18 protein-coding genes and 1 pseudogene are annotated in these 18,636 nt (G+C 57.7%); 12 read left to right on the top strand and 7 right to left on the bottom strand.

Features of this window, described 5'->3' with window-relative positions:
• Positions 1-1,279: 1,279 nt before the first annotated feature.
• A pseudogene (locus ACR0J8_RS09940) lies at positions 1,280-2,293 on the bottom strand (IS30 family transposase).
• 215 nt (positions 2,294-2,508) lie between these two features.
• On the opposite strand from ACR0J8_RS09940, the gene ACR0J8_RS09945 reads away from it, so the two are divergent.
• Both ACR0J8_RS09945 and ACR0J8_RS09950 read left to right on the top strand, forming a co-directional pair.
• The gene (locus ACR0J8_RS09945; protein WP_480524441.1) at positions 2,509-3,156 is read left to right on the top strand and encodes a hypothetical protein; all 648 of its coding nucleotides are present in this window, start codon (positions 2,509-2,511) and stop codon (positions 3,154-3,156) included.
• Between the two features lie 6 nt (positions 3,157-3,162).
• A complete protein-coding gene (locus tag ACR0J8_RS09950) occupies positions 3,163-3,780 on the top strand; it encodes an RES family NAD+ phosphorylase (protein WP_480524443.1) in 618 nt (205 codons plus the stop codon).
• Here ACR0J8_RS09950 and ACR0J8_RS09955 read toward each other — a convergent pair.
• Genes ACR0J8_RS09955 through ACR0J8_RS09965 form a run of 3 tightly spaced genes read right to left on the bottom strand, consistent with a single transcriptional unit; the run spans position 3,777 to position 5,646 of the window.
• Positions 3,777-4,118 (bottom strand): carboxymuconolactone decarboxylase family protein, encoded by a 342-nt coding sequence (locus tag ACR0J8_RS09955; RefSeq protein ID WP_170678646.1) that lies wholly within the window; start codon positions 4,116-4,118, stop codon positions 3,777-3,779. The two genes, ACR0J8_RS09950 and ACR0J8_RS09955, sit on opposite strands and share 4 nt — an antisense overlap.
• An 11-nt stretch (positions 4,119-4,129) precedes the next feature.
• The gene (locus ACR0J8_RS09960) at positions 4,130-4,891 is read right to left on the bottom strand and encodes an amino acid ABC transporter permease (protein WP_480524446.1); all 762 of its coding nucleotides are present in this window, start codon (positions 4,889-4,891) and stop codon (positions 4,130-4,132) included.
• Positions 4,892-4,905: 14 nt separating this feature from the next.
• Positions 4,906-5,646, bottom strand: coding sequence for an amino acid ABC transporter ATP-binding protein (locus ACR0J8_RS09965; protein WP_170613966.1), 741 nt, complete (start codon positions 5,644-5,646; stop codon positions 4,906-4,908).
• A gap of 138 nt (positions 5,647-5,784) precedes the next feature.
• Between ACR0J8_RS09965 and ACR0J8_RS09970 the strand changes: the two genes are divergently transcribed.
• On the top strand, positions 5,785-6,555 hold the full coding sequence (locus ACR0J8_RS09970; RefSeq protein WP_170613967.1) for a transporter substrate-binding domain-containing protein: 771 nt from the start codon (positions 5,785-5,787) through the stop codon (positions 6,553-6,555).
• A 42-nt stretch (positions 6,556-6,597) separates the two neighbouring features.
• Here ACR0J8_RS09970 and ACR0J8_RS09975 read toward each other — a convergent pair whose 3' ends face one another.
• Entirely contained in the window at positions 6,598-7,200 is a 603-nt protein-coding gene (locus ACR0J8_RS09975; protein ID WP_480524448.1) for a helix-turn-helix domain-containing protein, read from the bottom strand.
• A 60-nt stretch (positions 7,201-7,260) separates the two neighbouring features.
• Between ACR0J8_RS09975 and ACR0J8_RS09980 the strand changes: the two genes are divergently transcribed.
• The 8 genes from ACR0J8_RS09980 (at position 7,261) to ACR0J8_RS10015 (ending at position 16,047) form a co-directional block, all read left to right on the top strand.
• Positions 7,261-8,007: a creatininase family protein gene (locus ACR0J8_RS09980; RefSeq protein ID WP_480524450.1), complete on the top strand. Its 747-nt coding sequence runs from the start codon at positions 7,261-7,263 to the stop codon at positions 8,005-8,007.
• Positions 8,008-8,109: 102 nt separating this feature from the next.
• Positions 8,110-8,712: a helix-turn-helix domain-containing protein gene (locus ACR0J8_RS09985; RefSeq protein WP_480524452.1), complete on the top strand. Its 603-nt coding sequence runs from the start codon at positions 8,110-8,112 to the stop codon at positions 8,710-8,712.
• A gap of 134 nt (positions 8,713-8,846) precedes the next feature.
• On the top strand, positions 8,847-10,430 hold the full coding sequence (locus tag ACR0J8_RS09990) for an ABC transporter substrate-binding protein (RefSeq protein ID WP_480524454.1): 1,584 nt from the start codon (positions 8,847-8,849) through the stop codon (positions 10,428-10,430).
• 56 nt (positions 10,431-10,486) lie between these two features.
• On the top strand, positions 10,487-11,428 hold the full coding sequence (locus tag ACR0J8_RS09995; RefSeq protein ID WP_170807990.1) for an ABC transporter permease: 942 nt from the start codon (positions 10,487-10,489) through the stop codon (positions 11,426-11,428).
• Positions 11,425-12,276: an ABC transporter permease gene (locus tag ACR0J8_RS10000; protein WP_480889936.1), complete on the top strand. Its 852-nt coding sequence runs from the start codon at positions 11,425-11,427 to the stop codon at positions 12,274-12,276. Before ACR0J8_RS09995 ends, ACR0J8_RS10000 begins: the two co-directional genes overlap by 4 nt.
• Before the next feature lie 3 nt (positions 12,277-12,279).
• Positions 12,280-13,272, top strand: coding sequence for an ABC transporter ATP-binding protein (locus ACR0J8_RS10005; protein WP_480524459.1), 993 nt, complete (start codon positions 12,280-12,282; stop codon positions 13,270-13,272).
• Positions 13,269-14,264, top strand: a complete 996-nt coding sequence (locus tag ACR0J8_RS10010) for an oligopeptide/dipeptide ABC transporter ATP-binding protein (RefSeq protein WP_170613972.1) — start codon at positions 13,269-13,271, stop codon at positions 14,262-14,264. The genes ACR0J8_RS10005 and ACR0J8_RS10010 overlap by 4 nt, the downstream gene beginning before the upstream one ends.
• On the top strand, positions 14,257-16,047 hold the full coding sequence (locus ACR0J8_RS10015; RefSeq protein WP_480524461.1) for an aminopeptidase P family protein: 1,791 nt from the start codon (positions 14,257-14,259) through the stop codon (positions 16,045-16,047). Before ACR0J8_RS10010 ends, ACR0J8_RS10015 begins: the two co-directional genes overlap by 8 nt.
• 153 nt (positions 16,048-16,200) lie before the next feature.
• On the opposite strand, the gene ACR0J8_RS10020 is transcribed toward ACR0J8_RS10015, so the two are convergent.
• Positions 16,201-16,893, bottom strand: a complete 693-nt coding sequence (locus ACR0J8_RS10020; protein ID WP_480524463.1) for a Crp/Fnr family transcriptional regulator — start codon at positions 16,891-16,893, stop codon at positions 16,201-16,203.
• A gap of 179 nt (positions 16,894-17,072) precedes the next feature.
• Here ACR0J8_RS10020 and hemA point away from each other — a divergent pair, with 179 nt between their 5' ends.
• Complete coding sequence (hemA, locus tag ACR0J8_RS10025; protein WP_170825168.1) at positions 17,073-18,296, top strand: 5-aminolevulinate synthase; 1,224 nt, start codon at positions 17,073-17,075, stop codon at positions 18,294-18,296.
• Between the two features lie 52 nt (positions 18,297-18,348).
• Here the strand turns inward: hemA and ACR0J8_RS10030 are convergent, their stop codons facing one another.
• Positions 18,349-18,636, bottom strand: coding sequence for a cytochrome C oxidase subunit IV family protein (locus ACR0J8_RS10030; protein ID WP_480889941.1), 288 nt, complete (start codon positions 18,634-18,636; stop codon positions 18,349-18,351).

An 18,636-nucleotide genomic window follows, 5' to 3' on the forward strand; every position in this document is an offset into this window, starting at 1 on the left:
GCGGCGGGTCGCGACCCGTTACGACAGATGCCCAAAGGTCTTCCTGTCAGCCATCGCGCTGGCGGCAATCGTCACTTACTGGCTATGTGTCTTGACCCTAGCACCTGTCGTGGCGGGCCGGAGTGCCACATGACTTTCTGCCCGGGAACTGGGCCTTATTCATCATTGCCTCTCAACGTGCTTAACGTAGCTGGAACCGACAACTTTTGTCTCAACTGAAATCAGTAGCATCTGTGGTTGGGAGATTGCTTGTAGGCATGTTGGTCAGTGCCGACGAGGACCTGTTTTGAGGAGATATTTGAGGACTTGGGTAGGTCTGATGATGTGCCCGACGTTACTCTCAAGCGGGTTGCCGACCCACGGCTAAATCGTGATCGAATGTATGCGGTTGCCGCCTGGACTGGTTTGCTTGATCAGGTTTCAAAAGATCAACTGACTTGAGTAAAGTGGTCTTACGTTTTGGACAGTTTTCGAGGGCTTGGCGCAGTGCAAGAAACTCCTAAACGTTGCCTAGACTGCTGACCGCTGTGCGATGCAGAAAGCCGGAAATTTACAGCAAAAAAGTCTAACAGATCACTGTTTATGCGGCTCTGTCACATGGGCTGCCATACCTCGTAGTACGTAGAAGATGTGCCCGCAGAACACACCGTGGTGCTTCCAGCAGCGAATGGAAACTCCGTCCCGCAGAGCGTGAGTTCGGCCTGCTACACATTTCGCGATCGCAGCGAATGGCCGCTAAGCGGGCTGCAATCACAGTATCGAAGCGGTGTGGCCAACGGCAGCTATGTGCCGATATTGTTGAAAAACTCGAGAATTCGGCCCACTCGCTTTTTCGCCTATTTTCCATCGCGTCAGCAATGTTGACGCCACTTGCCCAGAGAAGGCCATGACAGCCTCGCACATCTCGGAACCAATGCTTTGGCCGAACCCCTGGCCAAGAACTTCAACCGCCTCTCAATGGGTAATTTTTTACAGGTTTTGGCCAAAACTGGAGTTTTTCAACAATATCGGCCGTGTGCTGGGGCAGGGTATTCTGCCGATCAACCATGTACTAGTAAGACACACTGCACCGGTTTCTAGGTTGCGAAGAGGCTTACTGGCTTTCTGCTTGACTTAGACTTGAAGCGCTTGAACCGTCGAAAAATTCAAAAAGAACAAAAATCTTAAGGTGTTGAATTCAATGGGAGGCGAGTCTCAATAACTCAACCGTATTATCTTCGTACTCCGACAAATCCACCCGGTGTGGACTCACGTTGAAGCGCAATTTCTTATTTGTTCTTTACGTCAGCCGGTTCTGAATTTCCATCAGGTTGCTTTCGAAGACTTCGGCGGGTGTTCGGTAGCCGAGGCATTTTGCGCGGCATTGAATTGAGGCGGTGGCAAATCCACCTCAAAAATCGATTTGTCAGCGCCGTCGGCTCGGTTGATCTGGGGAGGTATCTTCGCAGCCTGTTGTTGGTGTTTTCGACCGTACCTTTCTGCCAGGGAGCCCGCGGATCGCAGAACCAACTGTCAGCTCACATACCATCCTTCAATCTTTGCCAGGCCGAGAACTCGGTTCCCGCGGTCGAAGGTAATCGACTGCCGGGCATCGGCGGGCAGGGGGGCGAGCCCCTTGATCAATGCTTCCATGATCGGCTTCGATTGACGATCTTCATTGCGCATGAAGACAGCATAGCGGCTGACGCGCTCGACGAGCGAAGTCACGTTGGTCTTTCAATACTCCTTACGGAACATCATCAGATCGCACTCCCAATGGCCGAACTCAGTCCGTTGCGTGATACGGTTCCGGCCTGCGTGACAAGCCTTGGCTGTCGAAGAACTGCGTACGGTGGTACCGCCGGTATCCGCACGGGCGGCGGCGTTTGCGATGCTCAGACAGGTGCCGATAGAACTGCTCATCAAGACCATCCTTGGAATAGGCAAAACGATAGATCGTCTCGTGGCTCACGCAGATCGAATGGCGTTCCAGGCGCGTCCGGCCTGCAATCTGTTCAGGAGACCAGCCGGTTTTGAACCGATCTTCGATGGCCTCCTTCAAATCCGGGTGCATAACCACATTCCGATGGATGGCGCGGCGGCCCTCATACATGTTTTGAGCCGCTATCGCGTGATAACCATTCAGCTCCGGCATTTCCGTGTCCGTGAAGAAATTGCGCTTCAACTCGCGATAGATCGTCGACGGTGCGCGACCCATCCGATCCGCAATCTCCGGCACCGGCATTCTGGCGTCTCGCCACATGGCAATCTTACGACGTTCTTCCAAACTCAGGTGAGGGTAACAGCTTCCCATTCAATATCCTTCATGCAACACTTTGTTTTGATACAGAATTCGCACTTCGTTTGTGAATCCACCCCGCTACATGCGTTAATCGCATAATCAAGATTATGTTAAAAAGATTTGTATTGCCGAAGTACTCGCTTTGGCCAATGACAACGGCTTCGCAATGCTTGTTTTCTGATGCTTCTTATCTATATTGTCGTATATGAAATATAAGGAAGCTTGTGATGTCCAGGATTCTTCATCTTTATGATGTCGCAGAAGATACCGAACGCGATCTTTCCGCGCAGGAAGCGGTTCGGCTTGCTCAAAAGGACAAATCCCTGATCCTTATCAGCGGTGTTCGGGACATGTCGCCCAGGACATTTCATCTCATCGCATCCTCGGTTGCCAGACGAAAGCTGGAGCGCGCTCAGGAGCGTATTGACGCGATGATCGATGCCTATCTCGACACGGACGCGTTCGATCAGGTCGAGGCAAAGATTGACGACGACAACGCCCGGCTGCGCGCTGAGTTCCTGAGCGATTTTGAGGTCCTTACAAGCGCCCAGATCCATGCCATGTCTGGCAGCACATCGAGAAACAAGTCAGCCACGGCGAACGACTGGAAAAAGGCCGGAAAGATCTTTTCGGTCAAACTGCAGGGCAAGGACCTGTATCCGGCGTTCCAATTTAATGCTGATGGGCGGCCCCATGCGACCTTGGCGGACGTGCTTGCGGCGCTTCCGCAGGATTTGACTCCCTGGCAAACTGCCTTTTGGCTTGTCGCGCCCCAAAACGCGCTGGATGGTGCTCGGCCGATTGATCTTGTTCAGGCCGGTGACGCGCGGGTTGTCGATGCCGCTGCGCGCGCGTTTGAAACGCCGGCAGGCTGACGGCGCGTGATACTTCCGAATGCGGCCGGACAGCATCCCTACTTTGCGCTGGAAAGCGGGCGAGAGGTCTTTCGCCTGCACCGAGACGTTCTGGATGGTGATCAGTTCAATCCCGGTTACGGCACGTCCCGCTTCGCCCCCTTTCAGGATCTCGAGGGCAAAATAGTTCCCACTCTTTACTCCGCTACCACATTTGATGGCGCGGCTTATGAAACACTGTTCCGAGAACGTCCGGCCAAGTATCAGACATTCCCTCGTAACCGTCTTGATGACTATGCAGCAAGCCGGTTAACTACCAGGCGGGAACTTCAGTTGGTTCGTTTGTTTACGCCGGAACTCGCCGCCTGGGACATCGCGGAAGCTGACTTGCTTACCTACGATGAAAGCAACTATCCCACTTGCCGGGAGCTTGCCGCCTTGATCTGGAAAGACAATCCCGCCGCAGATGGCATGATCTGGTCATCCGTGCGTGACAGTTCCGCATTGGCGATGATGCTGTTCGAAGATCGGGTAACACCCGGCGCGCTGACTGTAACAGAAACACGATACGTTCAGCGCGACGCGGACTTGCTGGATCAGCTGAGAACAACGGCGCGCCGCGCGGGCATCACGATCAGCCGTTAAGCTTGTTTTGAAAAGGTGTCGAACGCCTTGAGCGCCTTGGCGCTGTAGGCATAAGACGGGCCGCCGCCCATATAGGTCGCCATGGCCAGCGCCTCGCACAGTTCTTCCCGGCTGGCACCGAGGCGCACCAAAGAACGGACGTGAAAGCCGATACAACTGTCACAGCGCGTCGCAATTGCGATACCGAGCGCCATGAACTCTTTGGTTTTTTCGCTGAGCGCGCCGTTAGACTTGGCGGCCTTCCCCATGATGCCAAAGCCTTTGACCGTTTCGGGCACTTCTTTCGAATATGTTGCGATGTCGGCCTCAATCCCGGCCATGAAGTCATTCCAGTCCATGTCGTCCTCCTTCAGCCGCGTTCGTCCGATCCCATGCGGCGTTCCAGCCAGCGCACTCCGGCGCTGATGATCAGAACCAGGATCAGATATTCAAGGATCAGCAGCGAATAGATCTCAAGCGGGCGGTATTCCGTCACCACCAGCTCGTTCGCGCGCCGCGTCAGTTCCTGCATGCCGATGACGCTGGCAAAGGCGCTCATCTTGACAATGTAGATGAACTGGTTCGCCAGCGGCGGCAAAATGCGCCGGATCGCCTGAGGCAGGATCACATAGCGCATGGTTTGAAGATAGTTCAGGCCGATGGTCTGGGCCGCCTCGGTCTGTCCCTTGGCAATCGACTGGATACCGGCCCGGTATATCTCGGCCGTAAATGCGCTGTCGGACAAGGCAAGCGTGATGATCGCGCCCCAAAACGGATCAATCGGTATGTTCAGGCCCATTTCACGAAAAACGATCGGCAGGCCGTAGAAGACCCAGAACAGCATGGGCAGCAGCGGGATCGAGCGGATCAGTTCGACATAGACCCGGTTCACCAAACGCCAGCCCCTGCTTTTGGCCAGCCCCGGCAATGCCACGATCAGCCCCAGAACAATCGAAATGACAGCGGCGATCACTGAAATCAAGATGGTGTCGCCCATGCCGGAAATTAGGAATTTGACATTGATCCAGCCCGCTTCGGTCATCGGATTGATGACATACCATCCCCATGTGGAAGAACTGGAACAAGCTGCAAGCGCCAGAAACGACAGGAGAAGAAGAAGGTTTCTTATCATCGCGTTTGGCCCCCTCAATGTTGCAGTATCTGGCTGAGAAATTTCTGACAGCGCTCGGATCGGGGGGCGCCAAAGAACTCCTCGGGGTTGCCCTGCTCGACAATCTGCCCCGCATCCATGAACACCATGTTGTCTGCCACTTTGCGGGCAAAGCCCATCTCATGTGTCACCACGACCATGGTCATACCTTCTTGCGCAAGTTCCACCATCACATCAAGCACTTCGGAAATCATCTCGGGGTCCAGTGCCGACGTGGGTTCGTCAAACAGCAGGACCCGGGGTTCCATGCACAACGACCGCGCGATGGCGACGCGCTGCTGCTGTCCCCCGGACAGTTGGCCGGGGCGTTTTTCGGCCTGATCCGGGATGTGAACCCGCTCCAGATAGTGCCTCGCCCGAGCCTCGGCGTCGGCACGCGACATTCCTCGTGACTTGATCGGGCCAAGGGTCAGGTTTTCCAGAACGCTCAGGTGCGGGAATAGATTGAACTGCTGAAACACCATTCCGACCTCGGACCGGATGGCCGTCACGGATTTGGGGTCATTCGTCAGTTCAATTCCATCAACACGGATGGTGCCTTTTTGGTGTTCTTCCAATCGGTTGATACAGCGCACCACGGTCGATTTGCCGGACCCCGAAGGGCCGCAGATCACAACCTTTTCGCCCGACTTGATGCTGAGATTGATGTCCTTCAAAACATGGAAATCGCCGTACCATTTATTGACATTCACAAGTTCGATTGCCGTTTCGCTCACTGGCCGGGCTCCCTTGGTATGAAGTTTTCCTGGGAAGAAATATTTTTCTTGAGGTTAACGTTGCACTTGACGTTAAATCAAGCATCAAAAATGCTAGTATACAACGGCAATCAATGAACAACCAACGGGAGCACTCAGATGAAAAACCTACTCAGGACGGCCGCTGCGGCAGCCATCGGACTGGCCCTTGCCGGGGCCGCACAGGCCCAGTCAGCGCTGAACGAAATCCTTGATGGCGGTGTCCTGAAGGTTGGCACAACCGGTGACTGGAACCCGATGACCCTGCGCGACCCTGCAACCAACAGCTACAAAGGGTATGACATCGACATCATGACCGAGCTGGCCAACGACCTAGGGGTCGAGGTCGAGTTTGTTCCGACCGACTGGAAAACGCTGGTCAACGGCGTGGTTTCGGGCAAATACCACATGACCGGTTCGGCTTCGATCTCGCCGCCGCGCATGAAGGTTGCGGGTTTCTCGGAAAGCTACATTTCGGTCGAACTCTATCCGTTCACGACCAAGGACAAGGCCGACCGTTTCAACGGCTACGACTCGATCAACCAGCCTGACGTCAAGGTTGCAACAACCCTTGGCACCACATTCGAAAAACGTGCGCGCGAATGGTTCCCGAACGCGGATATCAAGGTGGTCGAGGCCCCTGCCCGCGGATTTCAGGAGGTTCTGGCCGGACGTGCCGACGTCTTTATCACGTCAAACATCGAAGGCGCGACGCTGGAAGCCAAATTTCCGGTTGTCCCGGTTGCCGGCGCCGAGGCGCGTTCTCCTTCGCCCATCGCCATGCTGCTACCACAGGACGATCAGGTATGGATCAATTACGTGAACAACTGGATCAAAGTGAAAAAGGCGCAGGGGTTCTTTGAGGCCAACAAGGAAAAATGGGGGCTTTGATCCCCATATTCAGAACCGTTCGCTCCGGCCGGAGCGGACGGTCTAGCCAGGCACTGCTTTGGCCAGAAGTGAAATAAAACTGACCTTGTCCGTCTTAAGCTCAACCGCCCCATGGGTCGTACTGGAATCATAACTCAGACTGTCGCCGGGGCGCATGTGGTACAAGCCTTCGCCGCACCGAAAGATCATTTCGCCCTCGGTTACATGCACGAACTCTGCCCCTTCATGCTGATAAAGCGGGCCCAGCGGCAAGGGGCCTTCAAGCGTGACAAGGAAGCTCTCAAAGCTCACGTGGCTGGCTTCCGCCCGTCCGATCAGTTTGAACGCATGCCCAAAATCGCTGCCCATACGCTGAACCGTCATGCCCTCGCCGGCGGCCACAAAGGATACATCCGTCACTTCGGCAGTTCCGGCGAAGAAATTGATCAGCGGAACGCCCGTGGCCTTCGCCAACGCCTCAAGCGAACTCAGCGAAGCGGATACCTGTCCCCGCTCGATCTTGGAAATCATCGCTGGCGAGACATTGGCGCGCGCCGACAGTTCAGCGATCGTCAGGCCGGCCAGAACCCTGTGGGTTTTGACCGCTGCGCCGATTACCTGATCCAGCCGGGGCTTTTCCCCTTCGATGGGTGCGGAATCTTCCATGCTCGCAGCGTACCGCCCCGGTACAAAAAGGGAAAGCGCGCGTAACCGTAAGGACACCTGATGCAACTGGAACACATGACCTGGTACGAAGTTGACGAACGCCTAAGCAATGGCTGCGCCGTTATACTTCCTGTCGGTTCGACCGAACAGCACGGGCCGATCGGGCGGATCGGGACCGATACGATCTGTGCCCGGGCCGTCGCGCTGCGCGCCGCTGATCTGTGTGACGCGATCGTGGCACCCGCCCTGGCCTACACGCCCGCACCTTTCAACGCTGCCTTTCCCGGCACGGTTTCCGTTACCCCGGATGTGTTCACCCTTTACGCAAGGGAAATCATTGAAGGCCTTTTGGCGCAGGGCTTTTCTGGCGTCTTCATCGTTAACGGCCATGGTGCGAACATTGCACCGCTGCAGGCCATAAGCGCCGACCTGCCCCCGAACGCCTTGATCACCCGCAGCTGGTGGGAACCTGAACCCGTCAACGCATTGCGGCGAACGCTATACGGAGAATGGGAAGGGATGCACGCCACCCCGTCCGAAGTTGCCATCACGCAATCCTTGTTGGGCGTCATAACCGACGAACGCGCCGAAGAGCCGCCGCAAAAGCTGACCCCTCAATACCTGCGTGATCACAGCGGAGACCGTCACGGGCCGCCCGATGAACACCGCGCAGAATTCCCGGACGGGCGGGTCGGATCCCATTCTGCCTTGGCCACGCCCACAGACGGAGCCCGACTGCTGGAGATGGCGGCTCAAGCCATCTCACGGGAGTTTCTTGATTTTCAAAAGGCAAGGAAGCAAAGTTGACAACACTTGGTGCCGGATTTTTAGATGTACTAAAATAAATTTTGATCTTCCCCACATTCTTCTGTTCAATGGTCAGAACAAATGGAATGCAGGAGAGACCGGATGCAAGCTCCGACAACGCGGGTAAAAACCAAGGGGCAGCCGACCGAATTGGGTCAGGCGATCCGGCGACGCCGCAAGGCGATGGGGCTGACGCTGGATCAGGTGGCCAAGAAGGCCGATCTGACCACAGGTTTCCTGTCGCAGGTCGAGCGTGGGCTCAGCTCTCCCTCCTTAACCTCTCTCATGGCAATTGCCGCGGCCTTGCAGACAACCATCGAACAACTGCTGAGCGTTCCACAGGTCTTTTCCGAGTTTGTCGCCAAGGATAGCAGACAGACCTATTCCCTTGGCTTGCGCGGGCGGTTTTACGAGAAACTCGGGCCGGGATTTCTGGGCGCTCTGTTCCACCCGCAGATCGTTCATCGCCCGCCGGGCCACGTATCGGAACGTATGTGCCACAGCGGTGAAGCCTTTTGCTATCTGCAAGCCGGTCAACTGGAATACCATCTGGGTGATCGTGTTTTTATCATGTCACCCGGTGATGTGGTTCATCACGACACATCGACGCCTCACTATTCCGTTGTCCTGGGCGAAACCGAGGCCGTCGAACTGTGGGTTACAACCTCTCCGATCAAGGATTCCGCGCCACCAGACAGCGGTTAGGACTGCGAAAAACTCAGTCCCGGAATGCCGCGGTCTAAAAAAGTTTCATCTTTTGCTAAAAAAAACTTTAGTAAAACTAAGAATCGCTTAATGTCCCTCCGCAGGAGCAAGAAGACTTGCGGGAGGAGAAGAAGATGAAGCTGAAGACATTATTGGGCGCCACGGTCGCCGCGACGCTTGCGCTGCCCGTTCTGGCGCAGGAACGCGGGGGCACATTGAACTTTGCCCGCTATGACGGATCGCGCCTGATCGATCCGATTTACGCGGACCGCAACCCCGATATCTGGATGGTTGGCAGCCTGTTCGACACGCTTTTGCGCAGCAGCCCCGATGGCAACTCGGTAGAACCCGGGCTTGCAGAAGACTATGCAGTGTCAGAGGATGGCAAGACCGTATCCCTGACCCTGCGAGAAGGTATCCAGTTCGCTGACGGCTCGCCCATGTCGGGCGCGGATGTAGTCTTTTCGCTGGATCGCGCCCGCAACCCTGACCTGAGCCCATGGGCCGGTCTGCTGGGATCGATTGACACGGTGTCCGCGGATGGAAACGCGATCACCATCGCTTTGAAGGACCCCGATCCCACCCTGTTGTCGATGTTGGCCACATTCAACACGGCCATCGTTTCGAAAGCCGCATTTGACGCAGCCGCAGGTGAAACGGATCAGGACAAATCCGCTGCCATTTTCGCGGCCACAAGCGCAGGCGTCGGCACCGGCCCGTTCTATTTGTGCGGCTTTGAACAAGGGGCCAGCATGGATTTCTGCGCCAACGAGCATTACTGGCGCATGGGCGCGGATGGCAAAGCCCTGCCCTATCTGGACGGCGTCCATTTCGAGATCGTTCCCGATGATGCAACCCGCATTCTGCGCCTCCAGGCGGGAGAGGTGGATGCAGCCGAGTTCATCCCGTTCAGCCGCGTGGCCGAGCTTGAGGCCGATCCGAACATCAACATGCAGCTGTATCCGTCAACACGGATCATCTATTCGCCGATCAACACCCGTGAGACACGCGCCGACGGTTCCCCCAACCCGCTGGCAGACCCCCGCGTGCGGCAGGCGCTGAACTATGGCACCAACAAGGATGCTCTGATCGGTGTGGTTCTGCACGGTGCGGGCCAACCCATGAGCTCACCGCTGATGGCCAAAGCAACGCAATATGCGGCCGATCTGAGCCCGCTCTATAGCTATGATCTTGAAAAAGCCAAAGGGTTGATCGCGGATGCCGGGGTCGCGGACGGCACGCGGGTGACTCTGACCACGCTGGCCGGATCCGCCGATGACGCAACAATTTTCGCCGCGCTTCAGCAAATGTGGGGCGAGTTGGGAATTGATCTGGTCGTTGAACAGGTCGACGGCGCCACGCGCGGGGCCAAGAACCGCTCGGGTGAGTTTGACATTCACACCTATGGCTGGGTCAACGATGTGAACGATCCCAGCCAGGTTGTCGGCTGGCTGGGCTACACACCGACTGCCAAGGCTGTCGGCACCGGTTGGGAGAACGCAGAGTTCAACACCCTGTTCGAAGAGGCCGCCAAAGACATGGACCCGGACTCTCGAAAGGCCAAGTTCGACCGCATGCAGGCACTTTATGCCGAGGCAGCCCCCTTGCTGTTCATGTATGAAACACCTTTCGCTGTCGCGCTGGGGACGGCGGTCGAGGGCTATGTTCAGACCCCGCTTGGCAATAACATCTTCGATGAAGCCACAGTCAGCCGCTAAGAGCTGATCCCTTGCCTCGCCGCACCCTGCGGCGGGGCCCTTTGCGGAGCGTCGAATTGTCCAGCCTGTCCTACATCTTTAAACGGCTTTTGCTGATGATCCCGACCTTCTTTCTGGTCATGATCATCATATTCATGCTGGTGCGCCTGTTGCCCGGTGATCCGGCCATCGCCATGGCCGGGGACCGCGCATCTGACGCCGATATTGCTGCAATCCGGGAAAGGCTGGGTCTGACGGAACCGATGCCAGTGCAATTCTGGCTGTTTCTGACCAATACTCTGCAGGGCGATCTGGGCCGTTCGATCCTGATGCGGACGGATGTCGTGGGCGTCATTGCCGATCGATTGCCGATCACCGTTTTCCTGACGATCTACTCGGTTGTGCTATCCCTGATCATCGCTGGTCCGCTGGCCTTTGTCGCGGCGCTCAATCGCGGCCGCTGGCCCGATGCGGTGATCCGCACCGTGTTCCAGATCGGCCTGTCGATGCCGGTGTTTTACATCGGGCTGGTCCTGCTGACCTTTTTGGCGGCGCAGTTGCGCCTGTTCCCGGTGGGTGGCTATGGCGACACGTTTGGTGAGCGTCTCTATCACCTGTTTCTGCCTTCGGTGACCGTGGCGCTTTATACTTCGGCCATCATCATGCGGAACTTGCGCAGCGCGATTATCGAGGTTCTGGATGCCGAGTATGTCCAGTTCGCCCGCGCCAAGGGTCTGCCGCCGCGCCTGATCCTTGGCCGTCACGTGCTGCGCAACGCGCTGATTTCCACGGTTACCCTCTTGGGTCTGTCCATCGGCAATCTGATGAGCGGCACGCTGGTTACCGAGACAGTCTTTGCGGTGCCCGGCATGGGACGGCTGATGCTGGAGGCGATCTTTGCCCGCGACTACCCGCTGATACAGGGGCTGACCCTGACCTTCGCGCTTCTTGTCTCGTTGGTCTTTCTGATGACGGACCTGTTCCAAAGCCGCCTGGACCCAAGGATGCGCCTGCAATGAGTGACGTGACCTTTACCGCCAGCCGCCCGTCCTTTGCCCGCGCCGCCTTGCGCAAACCGGGCTTTGCGGCCGGGTTGCTGATCATCGGGTTTTCGACCCTGCTGGCCATCTTCCCGGGGGTTTTCGCGCCCTACGATCCAAATGCGATTGACTACCTGGCGGTGCGAAAGCCTCCCTCGTGGGAGCATCCGTTCGGCACCGACCTGCTGGGGCGGGACAGCCTGTCCCGCGTGATCTGGGCCTATCAGGTCAATATGCAGATGGCGGTCTTTGGCACCGTCTTTGCTCTGGTGACAGGTGTCATCATCGGGGCCTTGGTTGGATACTACCGGGGTTTTGCCGATCTGATCTTTGGTCGGATCGTCGATGCGGTCATCACATTTCCATTTCTGGTGCTGGTGATCGCGGTAGTCGCCGTTTTGGGGCCGGGCCTTATCAACATGTATATCGCCATATCAGTGGTCTACTGGGTCTACTACGCGCGTCTGATGCGGGCCGAGGTGATCGCACAGATGTGCAATGACTATGCCGCCGCCGGGGTGGTCATGGGCTATTCCGACCGGCGCATCATCTTCCGCCACCTGCTGCCTAACGCCATCACCCCGGTCATTGTTTACTGGATGACTGACATGGCGCTGGTGATCTTGCTGGGTTCGTCGCTGGGCTATCTTGGGTTGGGCGCGCAGCCACCGCAGGCGGAATGGGGCGTGCTGATCGCCGAGGGGCGCAATTTCATCTCGACCGCATGGTGGCTCAGCCTGATGCCCGGTTTGGCAATCGTTTTGACGGGCCTTGGCTTTTCGCTGCTGGGCGACGGGCTGGCCGATCTGCTGAGACCACGGGGATAAGAGATGACTGAACGAACTCCCATCCTCGAGGTTCAGGGGCTTAACACCACTTTCCACCGCAACGGCCGGGAACTGCCGGCCCTGCGCGACGTCAGCTTCAGCGTGGCTCGTGGCGAGGTTCTGGGGCTGGTCGGTGAAAGCGGTTCGGGCAAAAGCGTCACCCTGCGCTCGATCATCGGACTGGCGCGGCGTTATGGCGATGTCAGCGGGCAGGTCCGCTGGCAGGGCCGCGATCTGGTGCCGCTGCCGGACCGCGCTCTGCGGCAGGTCCAGGGGCGCGAGATCGCGATGATCTTTCAGGAACCCATGACCTCGCTGAACCCATTGCTGACAGTGGGTCTGCAACTGGAGGAGACATTGCGCGCACATACGGATCTGTCCGGAAAAGCCCGGCGCGACCGGGCGGTCGAGATGCTGGATCTGGTCGGCATCCCCTCGGCGGCGCAAAGGCTCAGGGATTACCCGCACCAGTTCTCCGGTGGAATGCGCCAACGGGTCATGATCGCAATCGCACTGGCCGCCAACCCCAGGTTGCTGCTGGCGGATGAGCCGACTACGGCGCTGGATGTGACCATTCAGGCGCAGATCCTCGATCTGATTCTGCGTCTGGCGGACGAGATGGAAATGGGCGTCGTCCTTGTCACTCATGATCTGGGCGTGGTCGCCCAAACCTGTGACAACGTGGCGGTTATGTATGCAGGCCGGATCGTCGAACAGGGGCCGGTTCGGGATGTGCTGCGCGAACCCCGCCATCCTTACACAGTTGGCCTGATGCGCTCGGTTCCGGAAAATCTTACACCTCGGACGCCGCTTTATTCCGTGCCGGGTGTTCCTCCATCTCTGGACGCGCTTCCGCAGGGATGCGCCTTTGCGCCACGCTGCGAGGCCTGCATCCAGCCCTGCCAGCAGGACCGCCCGGTTCTGTCGGTGATCGCGGATAGCAGGCAGGTGGCCTGCTTCAACCCTGTGACCAAGGCCGAAGGAAACGCCGCATGAACAATGCCGTTATCGAAATACGCGACCTGCATCAGCGGTTTGCCCTGGGTCGCAGCCTTTCTGATCTTGCCACCGGCCGGCCGGGTCGAGTGGTGCGGGCGCTGAATGGCGTCAGCCTGGATCTTATCCGGGGTGAAACGCTTGGCGTCGTCGGCGAATCCGGTTGCGGGAAATCCACGCTGGCCCGCTGCATCGTTCGATTGCATAGCCCCAGTGACGGGACGATCCGTTTCGAGGGGCAGGATATCTTCGAAGATGCAGGCGGCGACCGCAGTTACAACCGGCGCGTTCAGATGATGTTCCAGGACCCCTATTCCTCGCTGAACCCACGCATGACAACGGGCCAGATTCTGTCCGAGGCGTTGGCGGTCCACGACATGCGCACCAAAGCGAACATCCCCGCCCGTGTCGCGGAACTGCTGGACCTTGTGCGTCTGCCTCAGGACGCTCAGCACAAACTGCCGCACGAGTTTTCCGGTGGCCAGCGACAGCGCATCGCCATTGCCCGCGCACTGGCGGTCGAGCCCGAAGTGCTGATTGCGGATGAACTGGTTTCGGCGCTGGATGTGTCGGTGCAGGCGCAGGTGGTCAACCTGCTGCTGGACCTGCAGCAAAAACTGGGCCTGACCATCCTGTTTGTGGCTCACGACCTGCGACTGGTGCGGCATGTGTCAAATCGCGTTGCGGTGATCTATCTGGGCCGGATCGTCGAAATCGGCGATAGCGAGACATTGTTCTCCGCCCCTGCCCATCCCTACAGTCAGGCGCTTTTGTCTGCCGCGCCATCCCTGAACCCGGATGATCGGGGCAAGGCCATCCCGCTTGAAGGAGAGTTGCCCTCGCCCCTGAACATGCCATCGGGCTGCCCGTTCCATGTCCGCTGTCGCCACGCATCCGAGATTTGCAGGACCGATACTCCTGCCCTGATGCCGTTCGAAAATCGCGGCCGGGTCGCCTGCCACCACGTCAAAGAGATCAACGCCCATGCCTGACCGCGCTCGGATCGTTTCAGCCCTGCGCGACGAGATGCGCACCCGTGGTCTTAATGCATTTGTTCTGCCCCGCTACGATGCGCATCAGGCCGAATACGTCGCGCCGCATGACGAACGGCTGGCCTATGTGACCGGCTTCACCGGTACTGCCGGACTGGCCATCGTGACAGGTGACACTGTCGCCATGTTTGTTGATGGACGATATGTGGTTCAGGCTGCCAATCAATGCCCGGAACCTTTGTTCTCGCATCACCATCTGCACGACGAGCCGCCTGAATTCTGGCTGGCCACCGTCGCCGAACAGGGCTGGTCCGTCGGGTTTGACGCCATGCACCTGCCGCCCGTTTTGCATGACCGCTTCACGGATGCGCTGAATGGATCGCGCGCCCGTTTTGTCGCCGTTGAAGACAACCCTGTTGACGCGATCTGGCCCAATCAGCCCGCGCCGCCCAACGGCATCATCTCTGCCTTTCCGACACAATTCACGGGTGTAGGCGCGGATGAAAAGATCTCTCAGCTTGTCGCAACCCTGCAAAGCGACGAGGTCGATCTGCTGGTGGAAACACAGCCGGACAACATAGCATGGCTTCTCAATGTGCGCGGTTCGGATGTGGCTTATTGTCCGGTTCCACAGTCTTTTTTGTTGGCGCGTTCATCGGGTCAGGTTGACTGGTTCGTCGAAACCAAAAAATTCAGCCCAGAAATCTGCGATCATCTGCCCGACACCGTGACGCTGCATCCGCCAGCAGCATTTCTACCGACCCTTTCGGAGTTGTCGGGTCGTGGCGCGTGCGTGCAATACGATGGCGAATTTTCCCCGGCTGCGGTGCGTCTGGCCCTCGACCGGTCATCTGCGCAAGGTCGAGCGGCCAGCAGTCCGCTGACGCTTTTCAAGGCCCGGAAAAATCCGGTCGAAATAGAAGGCCTGCGTGCCTGTCACCTTCAAGATGCCATCGCGTGGACCGAGTTCTGTGGTTGGCTAAATGCTGAAATCCCGGCGCGAGCCTCTCTCAACAGACAAGTGACCGAGCTTGAAGCAAAAGACAAAATTCAGTCCTGCCGCCGCGACCGTGCCGGGTATCTTGAGGAAAGCTTCAATACCATTTCGGCCGCGGGTGCGAATGCTGCCATGTGCCATTACGCGACCATTCCGGAGGATGCGGCAACAATTGACCCTGAAGGGACATATCTGCTGGATTCTGGCGGCCAGTATGAGACCGGCACAACCGACGCCACCCGCAGCTTTGCCTTCGGAAAGGTCAGGCCGGATGGGTATGACCGCGCCTATACCGCCGTGTTTAAAGCGTTCCACGCCCTAGCAACACTGCGGTTTCCACCCGGCACACAGGGCCACCACATCGACGCCATCTGCCGCCGCCCTTTGTGGGATCTAGGGTTGGACTATGATCACGGAACCGGACATGGCATCGGGCATCGCCTTTCCGTACACGAACACCCGCAACGTATCGGCAAGCCCTACAACCCGGTGGATCTTGTGCCGGGTATGATCCTGTCCATCGAGCCGGGGTTTTATGAGATGGGCCGGTTTGGCATCCGTATCGAAAACCTGTTCGAGATCGTCGAAGAGGACGATGGCTTCATGGCGTTTTCCAACCTCACATGGATACCGATCCAGACTGATATGCTGCTTACTGACAAGTTGTCCCAAGCGGAACGATGCTGGCTGAACGCATACAACGCCGAGGTCCTGCGCCGGATCGGTCCGCAGCTATCACCTGCCGGGCGTGCATGGGCCGAGAGAGCCTGCGCAGCCATTGCTTGACGGGTTGTTCAGTACCTCGCAACGGTTCCAAATATTCCGGAATGGAACTTGTGCACAGGGCCCCGGCTCAAAACGGGTCGAAGCCATGCAGGAAACTTGCATGATAGGAAGACAAAGTTCAGGCTTAATCAGCGAAGTGACAGGACAGTCCGGTCATTTGTCCATCGGGTCGCTTTCAGCATATTCCAGAAGAGAAGTGACATCTGAAATCCGGGCGTGGTTGCGATCGATGACGACTCCGGTTGCCTTGAGGCGCGAAAACGCGCGGCTCAGGCTTTCGGGCTTCATTCCAAGGCGTCCGGCGATCAGCATCTTGTCATAGGGTAGCACCACCTCGCAGGCGCCGCTGTCGCGATCGCAAAGACCCAGCAGGAATTTTGCCACCCTCTGTGCCCCGGTTTGCGCCTTCAGTTGTTCCAACTGCGCCACCAGTGAATGCAGGTGCGTAAATGTTGCCGCCAGTATCGAGATACCGATTTCGGGGTCTTCCTTCATCAGCGAAATCAGCACAGGGATCGGGATATGCATCACCTGACAACGCGACACGGCCTCGGCAGAGACCGGATAGGGCATATTGCGCAGCGCCACCGCCTCGCCAAAGCTCTCGCCCTTGGTGAACACGCTGACCACTGCCTCGGCACCGGACGGAGACATCCGGAACAGTTTGATCCACCCAGCCAGAACCACGTGAACGGCCTGAGCCGTCTCTTCCTGCAGAAAGATGGTTTCCCCACGGTCGTATTCGCGCCAGATGGCTTGGCTCAGTAATGTATCTACATGTTGCTCTGGCAAGCTCCTGAGCAGCAAAGACTGCCGGGCAATTGCCTTTTCGGCTTCATGGGCCACGAATATTCCCCTTTTTCAGGCCGGGTCTCCGACCGGTCTTTCCCTTGACTTATGGCTATGCCAAAGCCGTCGCCCCGGCACCAGCCCTTTCCCGCGCACCAACTTGACTATTGTCATGTCACGCCTCGGCCGCAGCGATTAACCTCGCTGCAAAGCCAGCAATCCGGGGAGCACACACCATGGACTACGAGCGATTTTTCAGTCAAAGCCTCGACGCATTGCGGGATGAGGGAAACTACAGGGTTTTCATCGATTTGCAACGCCACCGCGGCGATTTCCCTAATGCGCGGCAAACCGATGGCGATATCCAGCGCGATGTGCGGATCTGGTGCTCGAACGACTATCTGGGCATGGGTCAGCATCCGGATGTGATCAACGCGATGCATAATGCGTTGAACCGCTGCGGCGCGGGTGCGGGTGGAACGCGCAACATTTCCGGCACGACCCACGATCATGTGTTGCTCGAGGCGGAACTGGCTGACCTGCACGGGAAAGAAGCTGCGCTGCTGTTTACATCCGGTTACGTTTCGAACTGGGCCGCGCTTGGAACACTTGCGGCGAAAATTCCTGGTCTGATCGTGTTCTCCGACGCGCTGAATCATGCCTCGATGATCGAAGGCATTCGCCACTCACGGGCGCAAAAGGTGATCTGGAAACACAACGACCTTGCAGATCTCGAGGCCAAACTGGCCGCCGCTGACCCCGATGCGCCCAAGATGATCGCCTTTGAATCCGTTTACTCAATGGACGGGGATATCGCCCCGATCAAAGAGATCTGCGACCTGGCCGACAAATACGGGGCGATGACTTACCTGGATGAAGTTCACGCCGTTGGTCTCTATGGTCCACGTGGCGGCGGCATCGCCGAACGTGAAGGGCTGATGGACCGCCTTACCGTCATCGAAGGCACGCTTGGCAAAGCGTTCGGAGTAGTGGGCGGTTATATCGCGGCGTCGGTCGCCTTGTGCGATTTCGTGCGCAGCTTCGCCAGTGGATTCATCTTTACGACCGCCCTGCCGCCGGCGATTGCAGCCGGGGCAGCGGCATCAATTCGGCATCTGAAACAGTCGAACGCCGAGCGCGGTTTGCAGAAGGCTCGTGTGGAACAGGTCCGGGCCAGACTGGATGCCGAAGGCATCCCGCATCTTCCCAACCCCAGTCACATCATTCCGGTGATGGTGGGTGATCCGGTGAAATGCAAATTCATTTCGGACACACTGCTAGAAGAATTCGGCATTTATATCCAGCCGATCAACTACCCGACCGTTCCCAAAGGCACTGAACGTCTTCGGATCACGCCGTCGCCCGTCCATACTGACGCAGATATCGATCATCTTGTCGGCGCGCTGTCCGCGCTGTGGCAACGCTGTCAGATTGCCCGGAGGCCGATGGCCGCGCAGTGATACCGGCTTGAAAATTGTATAAAATGGCCGCCCTTTCGGGCGGCTTTTTCTATCATACCAGGTAGAGGCCAAAAACCGCGACTGAAAACCCGGTCAGTACCATTGTAAAGCCTCGTAGCCAGCCGGGGCTGTCCGTCAGGTCGAGGTAGCGCGTGAGGATGAGGCGCGCCTTGAGCAACGCCATAAGCAGGATTCCACCCCCTATTGTCGCAGGCGCCGCAGGCAGCAGGGTCAGAAGCGCGGATGCCAGGCTGAGCGCCAGTAGTCCAAGCCAGGCCTTCGTTAGCGGGTTCGGGAGCCTCCGGCGGGAGTATTTGGAAAAAGATGAAGGGGCGGCCAT

It is taken from the genome of Ruegeria sp. N11 (genome assembly GCF_056531525.1).